The organism is Serratia sp. SSNIH1, assembly GCF_002935055.1.
Taxonomy (GTDB): Bacteria; Pseudomonadota; Gammaproteobacteria; order Enterobacterales; family Enterobacteriaceae; genus Serratia; species Serratia nevei.
On the sequence record NZ_CP026383.1, the window covers coordinates 1,335,395 to 1,348,327 of the forward strand.

Annotated in this window: 17 protein-coding genes and 1 other annotated feature; of the genes, 8 read left to right on the forward strand and 9 right to left on the reverse strand. The window is 55.8% G+C overall.

Annotation, left to right across the window (positions count from 1 at the left end):
* Nucleotides 1-133 precede the first annotated feature (133 nt).
* The 5 genes from ffh (at nt 134) to rplS (ending at nt 3,750) form a co-directional block, all read left to right on the forward strand.
* A complete protein-coding gene (ffh, locus tag C3F38_RS06320) occupies nt 134-1,495 on the forward strand; it encodes a signal recognition particle protein (RefSeq protein WP_004932504.1) in 1,362 nt (453 codons plus the stop codon).
* 214 nt (nt 1,496-1,709) lie between these two features.
* A complete protein-coding gene (gene rpsP / locus C3F38_RS06325) occupies nt 1,710-1,958 on the forward strand; it encodes a 30S ribosomal protein S16 (protein WP_004932501.1) in 249 nt (82 codons plus the stop codon).
* 18 nt (nt 1,959-1,976) lie between these two features.
* Nucleotides 1,977-2,525, forward strand: coding sequence for a ribosome maturation factor RimM (gene rimM, locus C3F38_RS06330; protein ID WP_019455135.1), 549 nt, complete (start codon nt 1,977-1,979; stop codon nt 2,523-2,525).
* A 52-nt stretch (nt 2,526-2,577) separates the two neighbouring features.
* Complete coding sequence (gene trmD, locus C3F38_RS06335) at nt 2,578-3,345, forward strand: tRNA (guanosine(37)-N1)-methyltransferase TrmD (protein WP_004932485.1); 768 nt, start codon at nt 2,578-2,580, stop codon at nt 3,343-3,345.
* Nucleotides 3,346-3,393: 48 nt separating this feature from the next.
* Entirely contained in the window at nt 3,394-3,750 is a 357-nt protein-coding gene (gene rplS, locus C3F38_RS06340) for a 50S ribosomal protein L19 (protein WP_015376707.1), read from the forward strand.
* Nucleotides 3,751-3,892: 142 nt separating this feature from the next.
* Here rplS and C3F38_RS06345 read toward each other — a convergent pair whose 3' ends face one another.
* The 4 genes from C3F38_RS06345 to C3F38_RS26505 form a co-directional block, all read right to left on the reverse strand.
* On the reverse strand, nt 3,893-4,120 hold the full coding sequence (locus tag C3F38_RS06345; protein WP_016929021.1) for an ogr/Delta-like zinc finger family protein: 228 nt from the start codon (nt 4,118-4,120) through the stop codon (nt 3,893-3,895).
* A 65-nt stretch (nt 4,121-4,185) separates the two neighbouring features.
* Nucleotides 4,186-4,701, reverse strand: coding sequence for a lysozyme (locus tag C3F38_RS06350; RefSeq protein WP_055312568.1), 516 nt, complete (start codon nt 4,699-4,701; stop codon nt 4,186-4,188).
* Nucleotides 4,685-4,906 carry a holin gene (locus C3F38_RS06355; RefSeq protein ID WP_055312567.1) on the reverse strand — a complete coding sequence of 74 codons (222 nt, stop codon included), beginning with the start codon at nt 4,904-4,906 and terminating at the stop codon, nt 4,685-4,687. The genes C3F38_RS06350 and C3F38_RS06355 overlap by 17 nt, the downstream gene beginning before the upstream one ends.
* A 167-nt stretch (nt 4,907-5,073) precedes the next feature.
* Complete coding sequence (locus C3F38_RS26505; RefSeq protein WP_233790585.1) at nt 5,074-5,367, reverse strand: hypothetical protein; 294 nt, start codon at nt 5,365-5,367, stop codon at nt 5,074-5,076.
* Here C3F38_RS26505 and C3F38_RS06360 point away from each other — a divergent pair.
* Entirely contained in the window at nt 5,254-6,420 is a 1,167-nt protein-coding gene (locus C3F38_RS06360; protein WP_233790573.1) for an ISL3 family transposase, read from the forward strand. The two genes, C3F38_RS26505 and C3F38_RS06360, sit on opposite strands and share 114 nt — an antisense overlap.
* 53 nt (nt 6,421-6,473) lie before the next feature.
* On the opposite strand, the gene C3F38_RS06365 is transcribed toward C3F38_RS06360, so the two are convergent.
* Nucleotides 6,474-7,238, reverse strand: a complete 765-nt coding sequence (locus C3F38_RS06365) for a YdiY family protein (RefSeq protein WP_047728881.1) — start codon at nt 7,236-7,238, stop codon at nt 6,474-6,476.
* A gap of 505 nt (nt 7,239-7,743) precedes the next feature.
* On the opposite strand from C3F38_RS06365, the gene C3F38_RS06370 reads away from it, so the two are divergent.
* Both C3F38_RS06370 and tyrA read left to right on the forward strand, forming a co-directional pair.
* Nucleotides 7,744-8,820, forward strand: a complete 1,077-nt coding sequence (locus C3F38_RS06370) for a 3-deoxy-7-phosphoheptulonate synthase (protein WP_055312566.1) — start codon at nt 7,744-7,746, stop codon at nt 8,818-8,820.
* Between the two features lie 3 nt (nt 8,821-8,823).
* On the forward strand, nt 8,824-9,945 hold the full coding sequence (gene tyrA / locus C3F38_RS06375; RefSeq protein WP_038871798.1) for a bifunctional chorismate mutase/prephenate dehydrogenase: 1,122 nt from the start codon (nt 8,824-8,826) through the stop codon (nt 9,943-9,945).
* Between the two features lie 67 nt (nt 9,946-10,012).
* On the opposite strand, the gene pheA is transcribed toward tyrA, so the two are convergent.
* The 4 genes from pheA to bamD all read right to left on the reverse strand — a co-directional run bounded on the left by pheA (nt 10,013) and on the right by bamD (nt 12,847).
* Entirely contained in the window at nt 10,013-11,170 is a 1,158-nt protein-coding gene (gene pheA, locus C3F38_RS06380; protein WP_055317374.1) for a bifunctional chorismate mutase/prephenate dehydratase, read from the reverse strand.
* A 42-nt stretch (nt 11,171-11,212) separates the two neighbouring features.
* Nucleotides 11,213-11,339: a sequence feature (Phe leader region), on the reverse strand.
* Entirely contained in the window at nt 11,291-11,338 is a 48-nt protein-coding gene (locus C3F38_RS06385; protein ID WP_101428074.1) for a hypothetical protein, read from the reverse strand. Its footprint overlaps the feature before it by 48 nt.
* A 122-nt stretch (nt 11,340-11,461) precedes the next feature.
* A complete protein-coding gene (gene raiA, locus C3F38_RS06390) occupies nt 11,462-11,803 on the reverse strand; it encodes a ribosome-associated translation inhibitor RaiA (protein ID WP_004932457.1) in 342 nt (113 codons plus the stop codon).
* 312 nt (nt 11,804-12,115) lie between these two features.
* Complete coding sequence (gene bamD, locus C3F38_RS06395) at nt 12,116-12,847, reverse strand: outer membrane protein assembly factor BamD (protein ID WP_004932456.1); 732 nt, start codon at nt 12,845-12,847, stop codon at nt 12,116-12,118.
* Nucleotides 12,848-12,933 lie beyond the last annotated feature (86 nt).

Consider the following 12,933-nt stretch of genomic DNA (forward strand, 5'->3'; position numbering starts at 1 on the left):
GTCAGTATAACGTTGCGCGCGTTTCACTCCAACCTATCTCCAACGCTGAGGCAGAGATCCGCCGCGCTTCGTGTTATCATCGGCGCAATTGTGTCGCCGGAGCGGCCTGTCATTACACGTTGAGCATGAGACGATGTTTGAAAATTTAACCGATCGATTGTCGCGCACGTTGCGCAATATCAGCGGCCGCGGGCGGCTGACCGAAGAGAATATCAAGGAAACCCTGCGTGAAGTGCGTATGGCATTGCTGGAGGCGGACGTTGCGCTGCCGGTGGTGCGCGACTTCATCAACCGCGTCAAAGAGAGCGCGGTCGGCCATGAAGTCAACAAGAGCCTGACGCCGGGGCAGGAATTCGTCAAGATCGTCAAGGGCGAGCTGATCGCCGCGATGGGCGAAGTCAACACCGAGCTGAATCTGGCGGCCCAGCCGCCGGCGGTGGTGCTGATGGCGGGCTTGCAGGGTGCCGGTAAAACCACCAGCGTCGGTAAACTCGGCAAATTCCTGAAAGAAAAACAGAAGAAGAAAGTGTTGGTGGTTTCCGCGGACGTTTATCGCCCGGCGGCGATCAAACAGCTGGAAACGCTGGCGGAAGGCGTCGGCATCGATTTCTTCCCGTCTGACGTCAAAGAAAAACCGATCGACATCGTCAATCGCGCGCTGCAACAGGCCAAGCTGAAATTCTACGACGTACTGATCGTCGATACCGCCGGCCGTTTGCACGTTGACGAAGCGATGATGGACGAGATCAAACAGGTGCACGCGGCGATCAAGCCGGTGGAAACCCTGTTCGTGGTCGACGCCATGACCGGCCAGGACGCCGCCAATACCGCCAAGGCGTTTAACGAAGCGCTGCCGCTGACCGGCGTGGTGCTGACCAAGGTCGACGGCGACGCGCGCGGCGGTGCCGCGCTGTCCATCCGTCATATCACCGGCAAGCCGATCAAATTCCTCGGCGTGGGCGAGAAGACCGAAGCGCTGGAGCCGTTCTACCCGGATCGCGTGGCATCGCGCATCCTGGGCATGGGCGACGTGCTGTCGCTGATCGAAGATATCGAAAGCAAGGTCGACCGCGAGCAGGCGGAGAAGTTGGCCAACAAGCTGAAGAAGGGCGACGGTTTCGATCTGACCGACTTCCTGGAGCAGCTCAAGCAGATGCGCAACATGGGCGGCATGGCCAACATGCTGAGCAAGCTACCGGGCGCCGGCCAGCTGCCGGACAACGTCAAGTCGCAGATGGACGATAAAGTGCTGGTGCGCATGGAGGCGATCATCAACTCGATGACGCTGAAAGAGCGCGCCAAACCGGAAATCATCAAGGGCTCGCGCAAGCGCCGCATCGCGATGGGGGCCGGCATGCAGGTGCAGGACGTCAACCGCTTGCTGAAGCAGTTCGACGAAATGCAGCGTATGATGAAGAAGATGAAGAAAGGCGGTATGGCGAAGATGATGCGCGGCATGAAAGGTATGATGCCGCCGGGCTTCCCAGGCCGCTGACGGGCTCCCGCACGCCGAGTGCGGGCGCTTTCAGCATTCGCCGTTCGCGGTGAAAACCGCCCGAAATTTGACAGGCTGCAAAAGTTGTCCCCTGCGATCGACGCTTTAGATTGCTTTTTGCGCCAAAATGAGTAAAATTTTCGGGCTTTTTATATTGCAACCGGGCCCCGTCCCTCAATGGGGCCCGGCTGTTTTATTAACTAAAGAGGATGTTATGGTAACAATTCGTTTGGCACGTGGCGGCGCTAAAAAGCGTCCGTTCTATCAAGTAGTAGTGACCGACAGCCGCAACGCTCGTGATGGTCGTTTCATCGAGCGCGTAGGCTTCTTCAACCCGATCGCTTCCGGTCAGGCTGAAGCACTGCGTCTGGACCTGGACCGCATCGAGCACTGGGTTGGTCTGGGTGCAACCGTTTCTGATCGCGTTCACGCGCTGATCAAAGACGCTAAGAAAGCAGCTTAATCTGTCGCGGTGGTGGCAATGAGCAAGCAACTCAAACCGGTAGCGCCTAAGCAGCCGATTGTACTCGGTAAAATGGGGTCCGCTTACGGCATTCGTGGTTGGCTCAGAGTGTTTTCATCCACCGAGAACGCCGAAAGCATTTTTGACTATCAGCCGTGGTTTATCCAGCAGGCGGGTCAGTGGCAGCACATCGAGTTGGAAGACTGGAAGCGCCACAGTCAGGATCTGATCATCAAGGTCAAAGGCATTGACGATCGGGACGCGGCGAATCTGCTGACTAATCGCGAGATTATGGTGGATTCTGAGCAACTTCCTCCGCTGGAGGGTGACGATTACTACTGGAAAGACCTGATGGGCTGCCAGGTAGTCACCACCGCCGGCTACGAGCTGGGTAAAGTCATCGATATGATGGAAACCGGCTCGAACGATGTGATGGTTGTGAAAGCGAACCTGAAAGATGCGTTCGGCATGAAGGAGCGGTTGATTCCGTTTCTTCATGGGCAGGTTATCAAGAAAGTCGATCTCACTGCCCGCGTGATTGAGGCAGATTGGGATCCTGGTTTTTGACCCCCGGATCAAACGGTCGAAGCAAGTGGAATAACGGTAAGGGGATTGGCTTGTGTTCATCGGTATTGTAAGCCTGTTTCCTGAGATGTTCCGCGCTATCACCGATTACGGGGTGACTGGCCGGGCAGTAAAAAATGGCCTGCTGAGCGTGCAGTGTTGGAGTCCTCGCGACTTCACCTACGACCGGCATCGCACCGTGGACGATCGCCCCTATGGCGGCGGCCCGGGAATGCTGATGATGGTGCAACCTTTACGGGAAGCCATTCATGCGGCGAAAGCAGCGGCAGGCGAGGGAGCAAAGGTGATTTATCTGTCACCTCAGGGGCGCAAGCTGGATCAAACCGGCGTGTGCGAACTGGCGGCCAATCAGAAGATGATTCTGGTGTGCGGCCGTTACGAAGGGATAGACGAGCGCGTAATCCAAACCGAAATTGACGAAGAATGGTCAATCGGCGATTACGTTCTCAGCGGCGGGGAACTGCCGGCGATGACTCTGATTGATTCAGTCGCCCGTTTCATACCGGGTGTGCTGGGCCATCAGGCCTCAGCGGAGGAAGACTCCTTCGCCGACGGATTGCTGGACTGCCCGCACTATACCCGCCCAGAGGTGTTGGAAGGGATGGAAGTACCGCCGGTTTTGCTGTCGGGCAACCATGCCGAGATACGTCGCTGGCGCTTAAAGCAGTCGCTGGGCCGAACCTGGCTTAGAAGACCTGAACTTCTAGAAAGCCTAGCTCTGACTGACGAGCAAGCGGTGTTGCTGGCTGAGTTCCAACGGGAACATCAGGCCAGGCAACAGGACTATGAAGGAAACGTCTGACATCAGACGGGACCGATATATCAGTTTACCTAGGGTAAGAGACATATTATGAGCAACATTATTAAGCAACTTGAACAAGAGCAGATGAAACAAGACGTACCTGCATTCCGTCCGGGTGATTCCGTGGAAGTGAAGGTATGGGTCGTTGAAGGTAGCAAAAAACGTCTGCAGGCATTCGAGGGCGTGGTTATCGCTATCCGTAACCGCGGTCTGCACTCTGCATTCACTGTTCGTAAGATTTCCAACGGCGAAGGTGTTGAGCGCGTATTCCAGACTCACTCCCCAGTAATCGACAGCATTACTGTTAAACGTCGTGGTGCCGTTCGTAAAGCTAAACTGTACTACCTGCGTGAACGTACTGGTAAGGCTGCTCGTATCAAAGAGCGTCTGAACCGCGTTAACTAACGCTGCATCCAAAAGTTAATAGTTATCAGGGGTTGGCCTATGCCAACCCCTTTTTTTATCTGAAAATCCGGCTTCGTTGCATTTGCGAGATTTGGCCACGTTGTCGCGACATCAAAAAGCCTGCATCAGCAGGCTTTTTGCATTACAGTGCGGCAGCGCTTTGTTTATGCTGATTCTCCGGCGGGTGCGGCTGCGCCGGGACAATGTCATCGCCGGGCTTGACGATCACCCGTGCCACGGATTCGTGCGTGGCGAACGTGCAGCTGCAGTTGATGTTGCGGCATTGATGGTAACGCTCTTTGGTTGACTCGCTCAGATAGCGACTGGAGCGAGTGTGGGCCACGTGACCGCATAGTGGACAGTGCATCATAAGAACCTCCCTTGAACAAATTAAGTGAAATTGTTGTGGCATCATCACTTAGGCGAGCGAGCCCGTCATGATGAGGCAATGCCTTGCAAGCACAGTGCGCGTTCCGTGGCGCGTCGCTGTTCCAGCCCCTTGTTTTTCTTTCCGTTTACGTAAACCCAACGTGGCAACTGATCGCAAGCCTGTTGCCACTGGCGCTGCTGCAGCAGCGTGACCAGCGTGGAGTGGCAGGCGGCGCTGATGCCCACGTTGAAGGCGAAGGCGATCACCGCGTCATAGGTTTCTTGTGGGAGCGTTTGCGGCAGGCAGGCAGCCATGCCACGCTCGGTGCGGCGAACATCGTCTACCAAATCCACAGCGGCTTGCCGCTCATCGATAGCCTGGTCCGGGATGACGCCGGCGGTGTGTCCAATGCCCTGTGTCCACACTCCGGCGCTGCACTGGTAAAGCGACAGGCGGCAACCTTCGAGATCGGCGATCAGCCTGAGGCCGGCTTCTGAGGTTTGCAGCTCGCCAAATGACGGTAACAGCACGGCGATGGCCAAAACGGCGGCGACGCTGCAGCGCTTAACGATTGCACTCATCGTAAATTTTCCTCCGTGATGCCGCATTACGCTCAATAGCCTTCAAGATCTGCAGGCTTTTACGTCGGTAGTACCAGTTCACCAGAAACGTGCCGATTCCTACCGCCGCACCGACTAAAAAAGCAATGTCCTGCGGAGAGAGCCTGCCGAGCCAGGCGAGAAACAGCGCCATGACGTAGGTGATGAATGAGGTGATTTTCTCCATAGCTTATGCTCACTTTGTTTACAGTCTCTCGGAGCTGGGGGGGATCGATGCGTTGTTGGCCACTCGCTATCGAAATCCATCATGCCCCGAGGCTGGATAATAACTACTGTTCATACATACAGTATTAAGCTATTTGCTAAAATCGTCAATGGGCGAGATGAATATTTTTAGCAGATTGTGCAAGAGAGAGCGGCGGGTATAAAAAAAGGTTCATCGCGCTTTAGCGTGAACCAATAGAAAACGGCAGTCAGAACGTTTAGGTTTGTATTCGCCAAAACACACCCTAAACCTTCAAAACTGCCGTCACTATGAATGCTAACCTTTGCTCCCTGTTCTGGGAAGGCTTTATCGTCAATTCCTTCTCGCATCCTTCTGCCAACTCCCTGCTTATCCAGCTCCAGCCTGACGCTGCCGTCATGCCCTGTTGTCGTCGTTGTGAGCGGCGGGTGCCTGTTGTGCATGATGTTTCCTTCCGCCGAGTGCGTGAACGCCAGCTGCTCGATTGGGTCGTCTGGCTCAACGTCCCCGTCCGGCGCCTGTGTTGCCCCCATTGCGGGGTCACCACCGAAAAAATCAGCTGGTTGCCTGAACGCCAGAGATATACCACGACGCTATCCGTATGGGTTGAGTCACTGGTCCGTTTACTGCCGATTAAGCACGTTGCACAACTCACCGGCCTGCACTGGCATACGGTCAAGAATATCGACTACCGGCGTCTGCTGCGGGAACGGACAGAGCCGCAGCGCCATACCCTCCGCCGTCTGGTGATGGATGAGTTCGCCCTGTTCAAAGGACATCGTTATGCCACCGTGGTGATGGATGCGGATACGCAACAGGTGTTGTGGGTGGGCGAAGGCCGCAGCAGAGCGGCCTTCCGCCCCTTCTTCGTCTGGCTGGGCGCTGAAGGCTGTGCCGCTATCCAGTCTGTCGCCATGGATATGAATACGGCGTTAGACCTGGAGGTCAGGCATCACTGCCCGCAGGCGGAAGTGATCTATGACTTGTTCCATGTGGTGGCAAAGTATGGCCGGGAGGTTATCGACCGGGTCCGCGTCGACCAGGCCAATCAACTCCGTGATAACCCAAAATCGCGTCAGGTCATCAAACGCAGCCGCTGGCTGCTGCTGCGCAACCCCGAAAACCTGCCCGAAGGGCATGAGGTAAAGCTCACGGAGTTGCTGGAGGCGAATCAGCCGTTGAATGTGGTCTGGCTGATGAAAACAGCGCTGAAAGAACTGTGGTACGCCCCGAGTGAACAAGAGGCGCAGAGACGCTGGATAAGCTGGTACAGGCAGTCTCAGGAAAGCGGAATCAAGGCGTTGCAACACTTCGCCGAGAAACTGAAAGGGTATGCCGGTGGCATCATCGCGAGTGCCAGACACAGGTTGAATACCAGCGTGCTGGAAGGGATGAACAATAAGATAAAAGTGATGAAGCGGATGGCCTATGGATACCGGGATAACGCTTACTTCTTCCTGAAAATCAAAGCAGCGTTCCCCGGTAAAGCGCGATGAACCTAAAAAAAGCCCATCGATGATGGGCTTCGAGAGATTCTGGGCGGGGGAGGTTACAGGCCGTAGACCAGCGTGACCGAGGTGGTGGTATCGGTGTTCTTCGGCGCAGAGGCCGGTGGCTTGCTGTTATAGGTCACGGTGTAAGCTACGCGTAGTGAGAAGCGATCGTTGATCGCTACGTTCAACGCGCTTTCCGAGTTCAGCGTGGTTTCCTCGTTCGCCAGCGCGGAAACGCCCTGAATGAACTTGGTGTTGTCGGTCAGCTGATAGGAATAGTTGGCCGCACCGTAGGCCAGCCCTTTGGTCGAGCGGCCGCCGCCGTGGTATTCGTCATGGCGCACGCCGGGACCGAATTCCACACGCAGATCGCTGAGCGGCCCGTTGAGGAGTTGACGGCCGTAACCGCCGGTCAGCGTAGAGCGCGAGTCATAACCGTTGAAACGGTCGCTCAGCCAGCTGGCCTGGCCGAACAGGTAGTTGCGATCGGTCAGGTTATAGCGCGTACGGCCACCGGCCTGGTACTTTTCGGACGAGCGCACGTTGGAGGAGGTGGTGTTGTTGGCTGCCCCCCACAGGCTATATGCCGCGTCGGTATTGAACCAGGTCATGTTGGTGTTGGCCAACAGGGTGGAGCTTTGCGAGTTGCCGGACTGGGCGTTGTAGCCCGCCTGTACGTTGCCTTCGAACGGTTTCTTGGCGGTGGCCGGATCGTCCATCGCGGTGAAAAGCGTATTGTCGGCAAGGGCTGAAACACTGGTGAAAGTCGTTAAGCAGCAAATATACAGCGGAAAAGCGCGACGAGCGCGAGAAGAGAGCATCTTGGATCCAGTTGTTAAGGGTGGTTATTGTTGATGACGGTCACATTATATCGGTTCACTTCGGCGACAAAAATAGCCGCCATTAGCTTAAGTTTTTAATTTTTATTCCTCATTTATTCGCTTTTCTTCTACTTAAATTCATCGCTTTCGGCGGCATTTCGTGCTGAGTCTGACGGTATCCGCTACTGCCCGTTCGTGGGTGCCGAGACGGGCGGTTTATCTTCCCTGTAAAATCGATTGTACATATATGTTTACGTCCTGAATTTTGATTGGCAGGGGGCATAGGTGCGTTTTGATGATCTTGTCATTTAATTATGACATTGAATTAAATGTATTTAATTGTGTTTTTGTGATGTTTTTATACATGTTTTTTCATAAGTAAAAGCACGGTAATTTTTTATTTACGGAAATTGGATTGAAAACTTTACATTGCGTGATAAGGTAGAGCCCTGAAACGCTCAATGTTCCATTTCAACGCATAACGCCAAACGACAGGAATAGCATCATGCAAAAAGACGCGCTCAATAACGTACACATCAGTGCAGAACAGGTTCTCATCACGCCGGAGGAGCTGAAGAATCAGTTCCCGCTTAGCGCCGACGACGAAAATGAAATCGCCACCGCGCGCAACACCATCGCCAACATTTTGCAGGGGCGCGATCATCGCCTGTTGGTGGTGTGCGGGCCTTGTTCGATCCACGATCCGGATGCGGCGCTGGACTACGCCCGTCGTTTGAAAATCCTGGCGGCTGACTTGAGCGATCAGCTGTATATCGTTATGCGCGTCTATTTTGAAAAACCCAGAACCACTGTCGGCTGGAAAGGTTTAATCAACGATCCGTACATGGACGGTTCGTTTGACGTTGAAGCAGGCCTGCATATCGCGCGTCGCCTGTTGCTGGATCTGGTGGGCATGGGCTTGCCGTTGGCTACCGAAGCGTTGGATCCGAACAGCCCGCAGTACCTGGGGGACTTGTTCAGCTGGTCGGCGATCGGCGCGCGCACCACCGAATCGCAGACCCACCGCGAAATGGCTTCCGGCCTGTCGATGCCGGTCGGGTTCAAAAACGGCACCGACGGCAGTCTGGGTACCGCCATCAACGCCATGCGCGCCGCCGCTATGCCGCACCGCTTCGTCGGCATCAACCAGGCGGGCCAGGTTTGCCTGCTGCAGACCCAGGGCAATCCGGACGGGCACGTGATCCTGCGCGGCGGCAAAACCCCGAACTACAGCGCTGAGCACGTTGCGGCCTGTGAAAAACAGATGCTCGAGGCGGGACTCCATCCGTCCTTGATGATAGATTGCAGCCATGGCAACTCGAATAAAGACTATCGCCGTCAGCCGGCGGTGGCCGAGTCCGTGGTGGAGCAGATCAAAGCGGGCAACCGTTCGATCACCGGCATTATGCTGGAGAGCCATCTGCATGAGGGCAATCAGTCTTCCGAACAGCCGCGTGCAGACATGCGTTACGGTGTGTCCGTCACCGACGCCTGCATCGACTGGGAGAGCACGGAAACGCTGCTGCGTCATATGCATCAGGAACTCGGCGCTGTGCTGACGGCACGCACGGGAGAAAAGTAAGTTATGGTGGCAGAACTGACCGCGCTGCGCGATCAAATCGACGAGGTGGACAAAGCGTTGCTGGATCTGCTGGCAAAACGCCTGCATCTGGTAGCGGAAGTGGGGGAGGTGAAAAGCCGCCACGGTTTACCGGTTTATGTGCCGGAGCGCGAGGCGGCGATGCTGGCCTCGCGCCGTCAGGAGGCGGAAAACCTCGGGGTGCCGCCGGATTTGATCGAGGACGTCTTGCGCCGCGTGATGCGCGAATCATACGTCAGCGAGAACGATAAAGGCTTTAAAACCCTGTGCCCGCAGCTGAGGCCGATCGTCATCATCGGCGGCAACGGCCAGATGGGCCGGTTGTTCAACCGTCTGCTGACGCTGTCGGGTTATCAGGTCAGGGTATTGGATCAGGAAGATTGGCCGCAGGCGGAACAGCTGTTGGCCGACGCCGGCATGGTGATCGTCAGCGTGCCGATCCATGTGACAGAGCAGGTGATAAGCCGCCTGCCAACGTTGCCCGACGACTGTATTCTGGTGGATTTGGCGTCGGTGAAGAACCGTCCGCTGCATGCGATGCTGGCGGTGCACAGCGGCCCGGTGGTGGGGCTGCACCCGATGTTCGGCCCGGACGTTGGCAGCGTGGCGAAGCAGGTAGTGGTCTACTGCGATGGCCGCCGGCCGGAGGCTTACCAGTGGTTGCTTGAACAACTGCAGGTGTGGGGGGCACGGCTGCATCGCATCAGCGCGGTCGAACACGATCAGAACATGGCGTTTATTCAGGCGCTGCGGCACTTCGCCACCTTTGCCTACGGGCTGCACCTGGCGGAAGAGAACGTGCAATTGGAGCAGCTGCTGGCGCTCTCCTCGCCGATCTACCGGCTGGAGTTGGCGATGGTTGGCCGCCTGTTTGCGCAGGATCCGCAACTGTACGCCGACATCATTATGTCGTCGGAGGAAAACGTGGCGCTGATTAAGCGTTACTACCAACGCTTCGGCGAGGCGATAAAGTTGTTGGAGCATGGCGACAAACAGGCGTTTATCGACAGTTTCCGCAAGGTGGAGCACTGGTTCGGCGATTACGCCCAGCGCTTCCTGGTGGAGAGCCGCACGCTGTTGCGGCAGGCTAACGACAGCCGGCAGTAAAACGCGGGCGGTAAACGTAAACGTAAAGGTAAAGGGTTCGGCTTGGCCGAACCCTTTTTTTATGGTTTCAGGATGGGTTGACCGGCACCACGGTGTCGCTCGGGTAACAGCCCAGTACCTTCAGCGAGCGGGTGATTGGTGCCAGATCGCGCAGCGCTTTTTGCATCGCGTCGGCACGCAGATTGGCCTGCACATCGATATAAAACATCTCTTCCCACGGATTGCCGTTGATCGGGCGTGACTCCAGCTTGGTCATGATGATGCCGTTGTCGCGCAGTACCAGCAGTGCTTCGACCAGTGCGCCGGATTGCTGGCCGGTCGCCATGATCAGCGTGGTTTTGGCCGGTACCTGTTCGGAGACATCAATCGCTTTACGCGCCAGGACGATAAAGCGGGTGATGTTCTGTTGCTGGTTGGCGAGGTTGTGTTCCAGCACCTGCAGCCCGTACAGTGCGCCGCCGGCTTCGCTGCCCAGCGCCGCTACCTTCGGTGAATTCAGCTTGGCGACTTTCTCCATCGCGGCGGCGGTGCTTTCGGTGTATTCGATTTTCCAGTGCGGGAAGCGGTTCAGGAACTGGCTGCACTGCTGGAACGGCTGCGGGTGGCTGTAGACGGTTTCAATCTGGCTCAAATCGCTGTCTCCGGCCACCAGAACGCAGTGGTTGATCGGGTTGGTCAGTTCACCGACGATCGACAGACTGGTGTGTTGCAGCAGATCGTACACCTCGTTAATCGAGCCGGAGCTGGTGTTCTCGATCGGCAGAATCGCGTAGTCCGCTTGGCCGGTTTCCACCTGGGCGAAGATATCCTGAAACTTCTGGCAGCCGCATTCGATCAACCGATCGAAGTGGCGGGCAGCGTATTGGCGCGCAGCCAGATGCGAGTAAGAGCCTTTCGGGCCGAGGAAGGCGATGCGGGCGGAGTGCTGGCTGACGGGGTTGAGCTGGTGCTGCAGCAGCGCCTGCTGGGTCAGAACGGAGTCTTCAATGATCAGTTGGAACAGGCGGGTGACGTAGAAGCCGTCCAGGTCGTAAGGTTTGGCGGCGGCGATCAGCGCGTCCAGCAGGTCGCGCTCGCGTTCTTTATCGCGGATCGGGCGGTGAGAGTGCAGCTTGGTCCTGCCGACTTCGATCGCCAGCTCACGGCGTTCCGCCAGCAGGGCCAACAGTTTCAAGTCCAGTGCGCTGATGCGCTCGCGCAGCACCAATAACGGGTTGTCAGTCATAATCAGCTTCCGCCTTCAGTTCTTATTCGTTGTTAAATAGCCATAAAAAAAGCCCCCTGTTTCCAGGAGGCCTTGTTGTTCGTCTTCGCATTCTTTCTCACACGACGAAACGCCTCCCAGTCAGGGGAAGGTAAAAAAGAATGCGAAGAAAAACGGTGTGCGTGGCATGGTCTACCTAAGGTTAATGCGATCAGGTTTTAAAGTAACCGCTGGCTTTTACCCCGTCAACAAAAATACCCGACAAAAAACGCGCCCTCGGGCGCGTTTGATGTGGCAATCGCTGTCGGACGGTTATTCTTGCTCTTGCGTGACTTCCGGCACGATGTCTTTCACGCTGGCATTGCAGCGGCGCGCTTCGCCTTTGTGCTGCACCTTGTTAAGCTGGCGTTCCAGCTTGGCGATCAGCTCATTAACGGCGGTGTACATGTCGTCATGTTTGGCGCTGGCGACCAGCGGGCCGTTAGGCGTGGTAATGGTAGCGTCGGCGACAAACCCCTGCGGTTCTTTGGATAAGACGATATGCGGGTTTATCAGCTGGGTCTGCCATTTTTCCAGTTTGGTGAGACGGTCTTCGACGTGATTGCGGATTGCGGGAGTGATATCCATTTGTTTGCTGGTAATGTTCAATGTCATATAACTTACCTCTCTGTCTTTCCGTCTTGGTGAATCCAGCATACCCCGCTTTTTGTTTAAATGCGTGATGTAAATCACGATTTTTTGTCACTTTTTGCAAAGTTAGTTCAATCTGTGATTCAGCATCTGAATTGGTTATCTAATGCTTGAGAGTTGTCGCCGGATGGCGCATTATCGATGAGTTGACCGGTGAGGAGCGCTAGCTAACACCGTGTTTTTACTTGTGTATTTCTCCAGTAAAAAACCGCTCCACGCCAATGAAAACGGCAGCCGAGGCTGCCGTTTTGTTTTTCTGTCGTTGCCGACGCGCGGTTATTGCGGGTTGGCGGCGATCACTTTGGCCACTTTGTCAGCCTGGCCGTTCAGCTGCAGCTGCTTGTAGGCATTTTCCATCAGCGGCAACACGTCGTGCGTCGCTTTGGTATCCGGGAATTCACGCAACATCTGCTCGGCGCGATTAACGACCGCGACGTAAGCACCGCGTTTAGTGTAGTATTCCGCCACCGAAAGCTCATACTTGGCCAAACGGTCTTTCAGATACACCAAACGCTTGTTGGCGTCGGTCGCGTATTGGCTGTTCGGGTATTGCTGAATCAACTGGCTGAAGTCGCGGAACGCAGCGCGAGCGTGCTGAGGATCGCGGTCAGAACGGTCAACCCCGAAGAAGCCCTGCAGTGCGCTGTCATCGAGCGCCATGTCGGTCAGGCCGCGCATGTACATCACGTAATCGATGTTCGGGTGCGTCGGGTTCAGACGCATGAAGCGATCGATGGATGCCTGAGCCATCGGCAAGTCGGCAGCCTTATAGTAGGCGTAAATCAAATCCAGCTGGACCTGCTGGGAATACGGCCCGAAAGGATAGCGGTTATCTAACGCTTCGAGTTGCGTAATCGCGCCCTTGAAGTTACCGTCCTGCAGTTTTTGCTGCGCGGTAGCATAGATTTCCGAAGGTGGGTTGTCGGGAACCGCATCCTTGGATGTGGAGCAACCTGCCAGCGCCAGGCTCAACGTGGCTGCCGCCACCAGATATTTCATACGCGTCATGACGTTTTGATTATCCTCAGGGTGTTATTCCGGGAGACTGTCCGTTAAGCTCCCGACAAAGACCAGGTACAATAGCACATTATATT

Coding starts and splice junctions, on each gene's coding strand:
- ffh (WP_004932504.1), top strand. CDS start 134: ATGTTTGAAAATTTAACCGATCGATTGTCGCGCACGTTGCGCAATATC.
- rpsP (WP_004932501.1), top strand. CDS start 1,710: ATGGTAACAATTCGTTTGGCACGTGGCGGCGCTAAAAAGCGTCCGTTC.
- rimM (WP_019455135.1), top strand. CDS start 1,977: ATGAGCAAGCAACTCAAACCGGTAGCGCCTAAGCAGCCGATTGTACTC.
- rplS (WP_015376707.1), top strand. CDS start 3,394: ATGAGCAACATTATTAAGCAACTTGAACAAGAGCAGATGAAACAAGAC.
- C3F38_RS06345 (WP_016929021.1), bottom strand. CDS start 4,120: ATGATGCACTGTCCACTATGCGGTCACGTGGCCCACACTCGCTCCAGT.
- C3F38_RS06350 (WP_055312568.1), bottom strand. CDS start 4,701: ATGAGTGCAATCGTTAAGCGCTGCAGCGTCGCCGCCGTTTTGGCCATC.
- C3F38_RS06355 (WP_055312567.1), bottom strand. CDS start 4,906: ATGGAGAAAATCACCTCATTCATCACCTACGTCATGGCGCTGTTTCTC.
- C3F38_RS26505 (WP_233790585.1), bottom strand. CDS start 5,367: ATGCACAACAGGCACCCGCCGCTCACAACGACGACAACAGGGCATGAC.
- C3F38_RS06365 (WP_047728881.1), bottom strand. CDS start 7,238: ATGCTCTCTTCTCGCGCTCGTCGCGCTTTTCCGCTGTATATTTGCTGC.
- C3F38_RS06370 (WP_055312566.1), top strand. CDS start 7,744: ATGCAAAAAGACGCGCTCAATAACGTACACATCAGTGCAGAACAGGTT.
- tyrA (WP_038871798.1), top strand. CDS start 8,824: ATGGTGGCAGAACTGACCGCGCTGCGCGATCAAATCGACGAGGTGGAC.
- pheA (WP_055317374.1), bottom strand. CDS start 11,170: ATGACTGACAACCCGTTATTGGTGCTGCGCGAGCGCATCAGCGCACTG.
- raiA (WP_004932457.1), bottom strand. CDS start 11,803: ATGACATTGAACATTACCAGCAAACAAATGGATATCACTCCCGCAATC.
- bamD (WP_004932456.1), bottom strand. CDS start 12,847: ATGACGCGTATGAAATATCTGGTGGCGGCAGCCACGTTGAGCCTGGCG.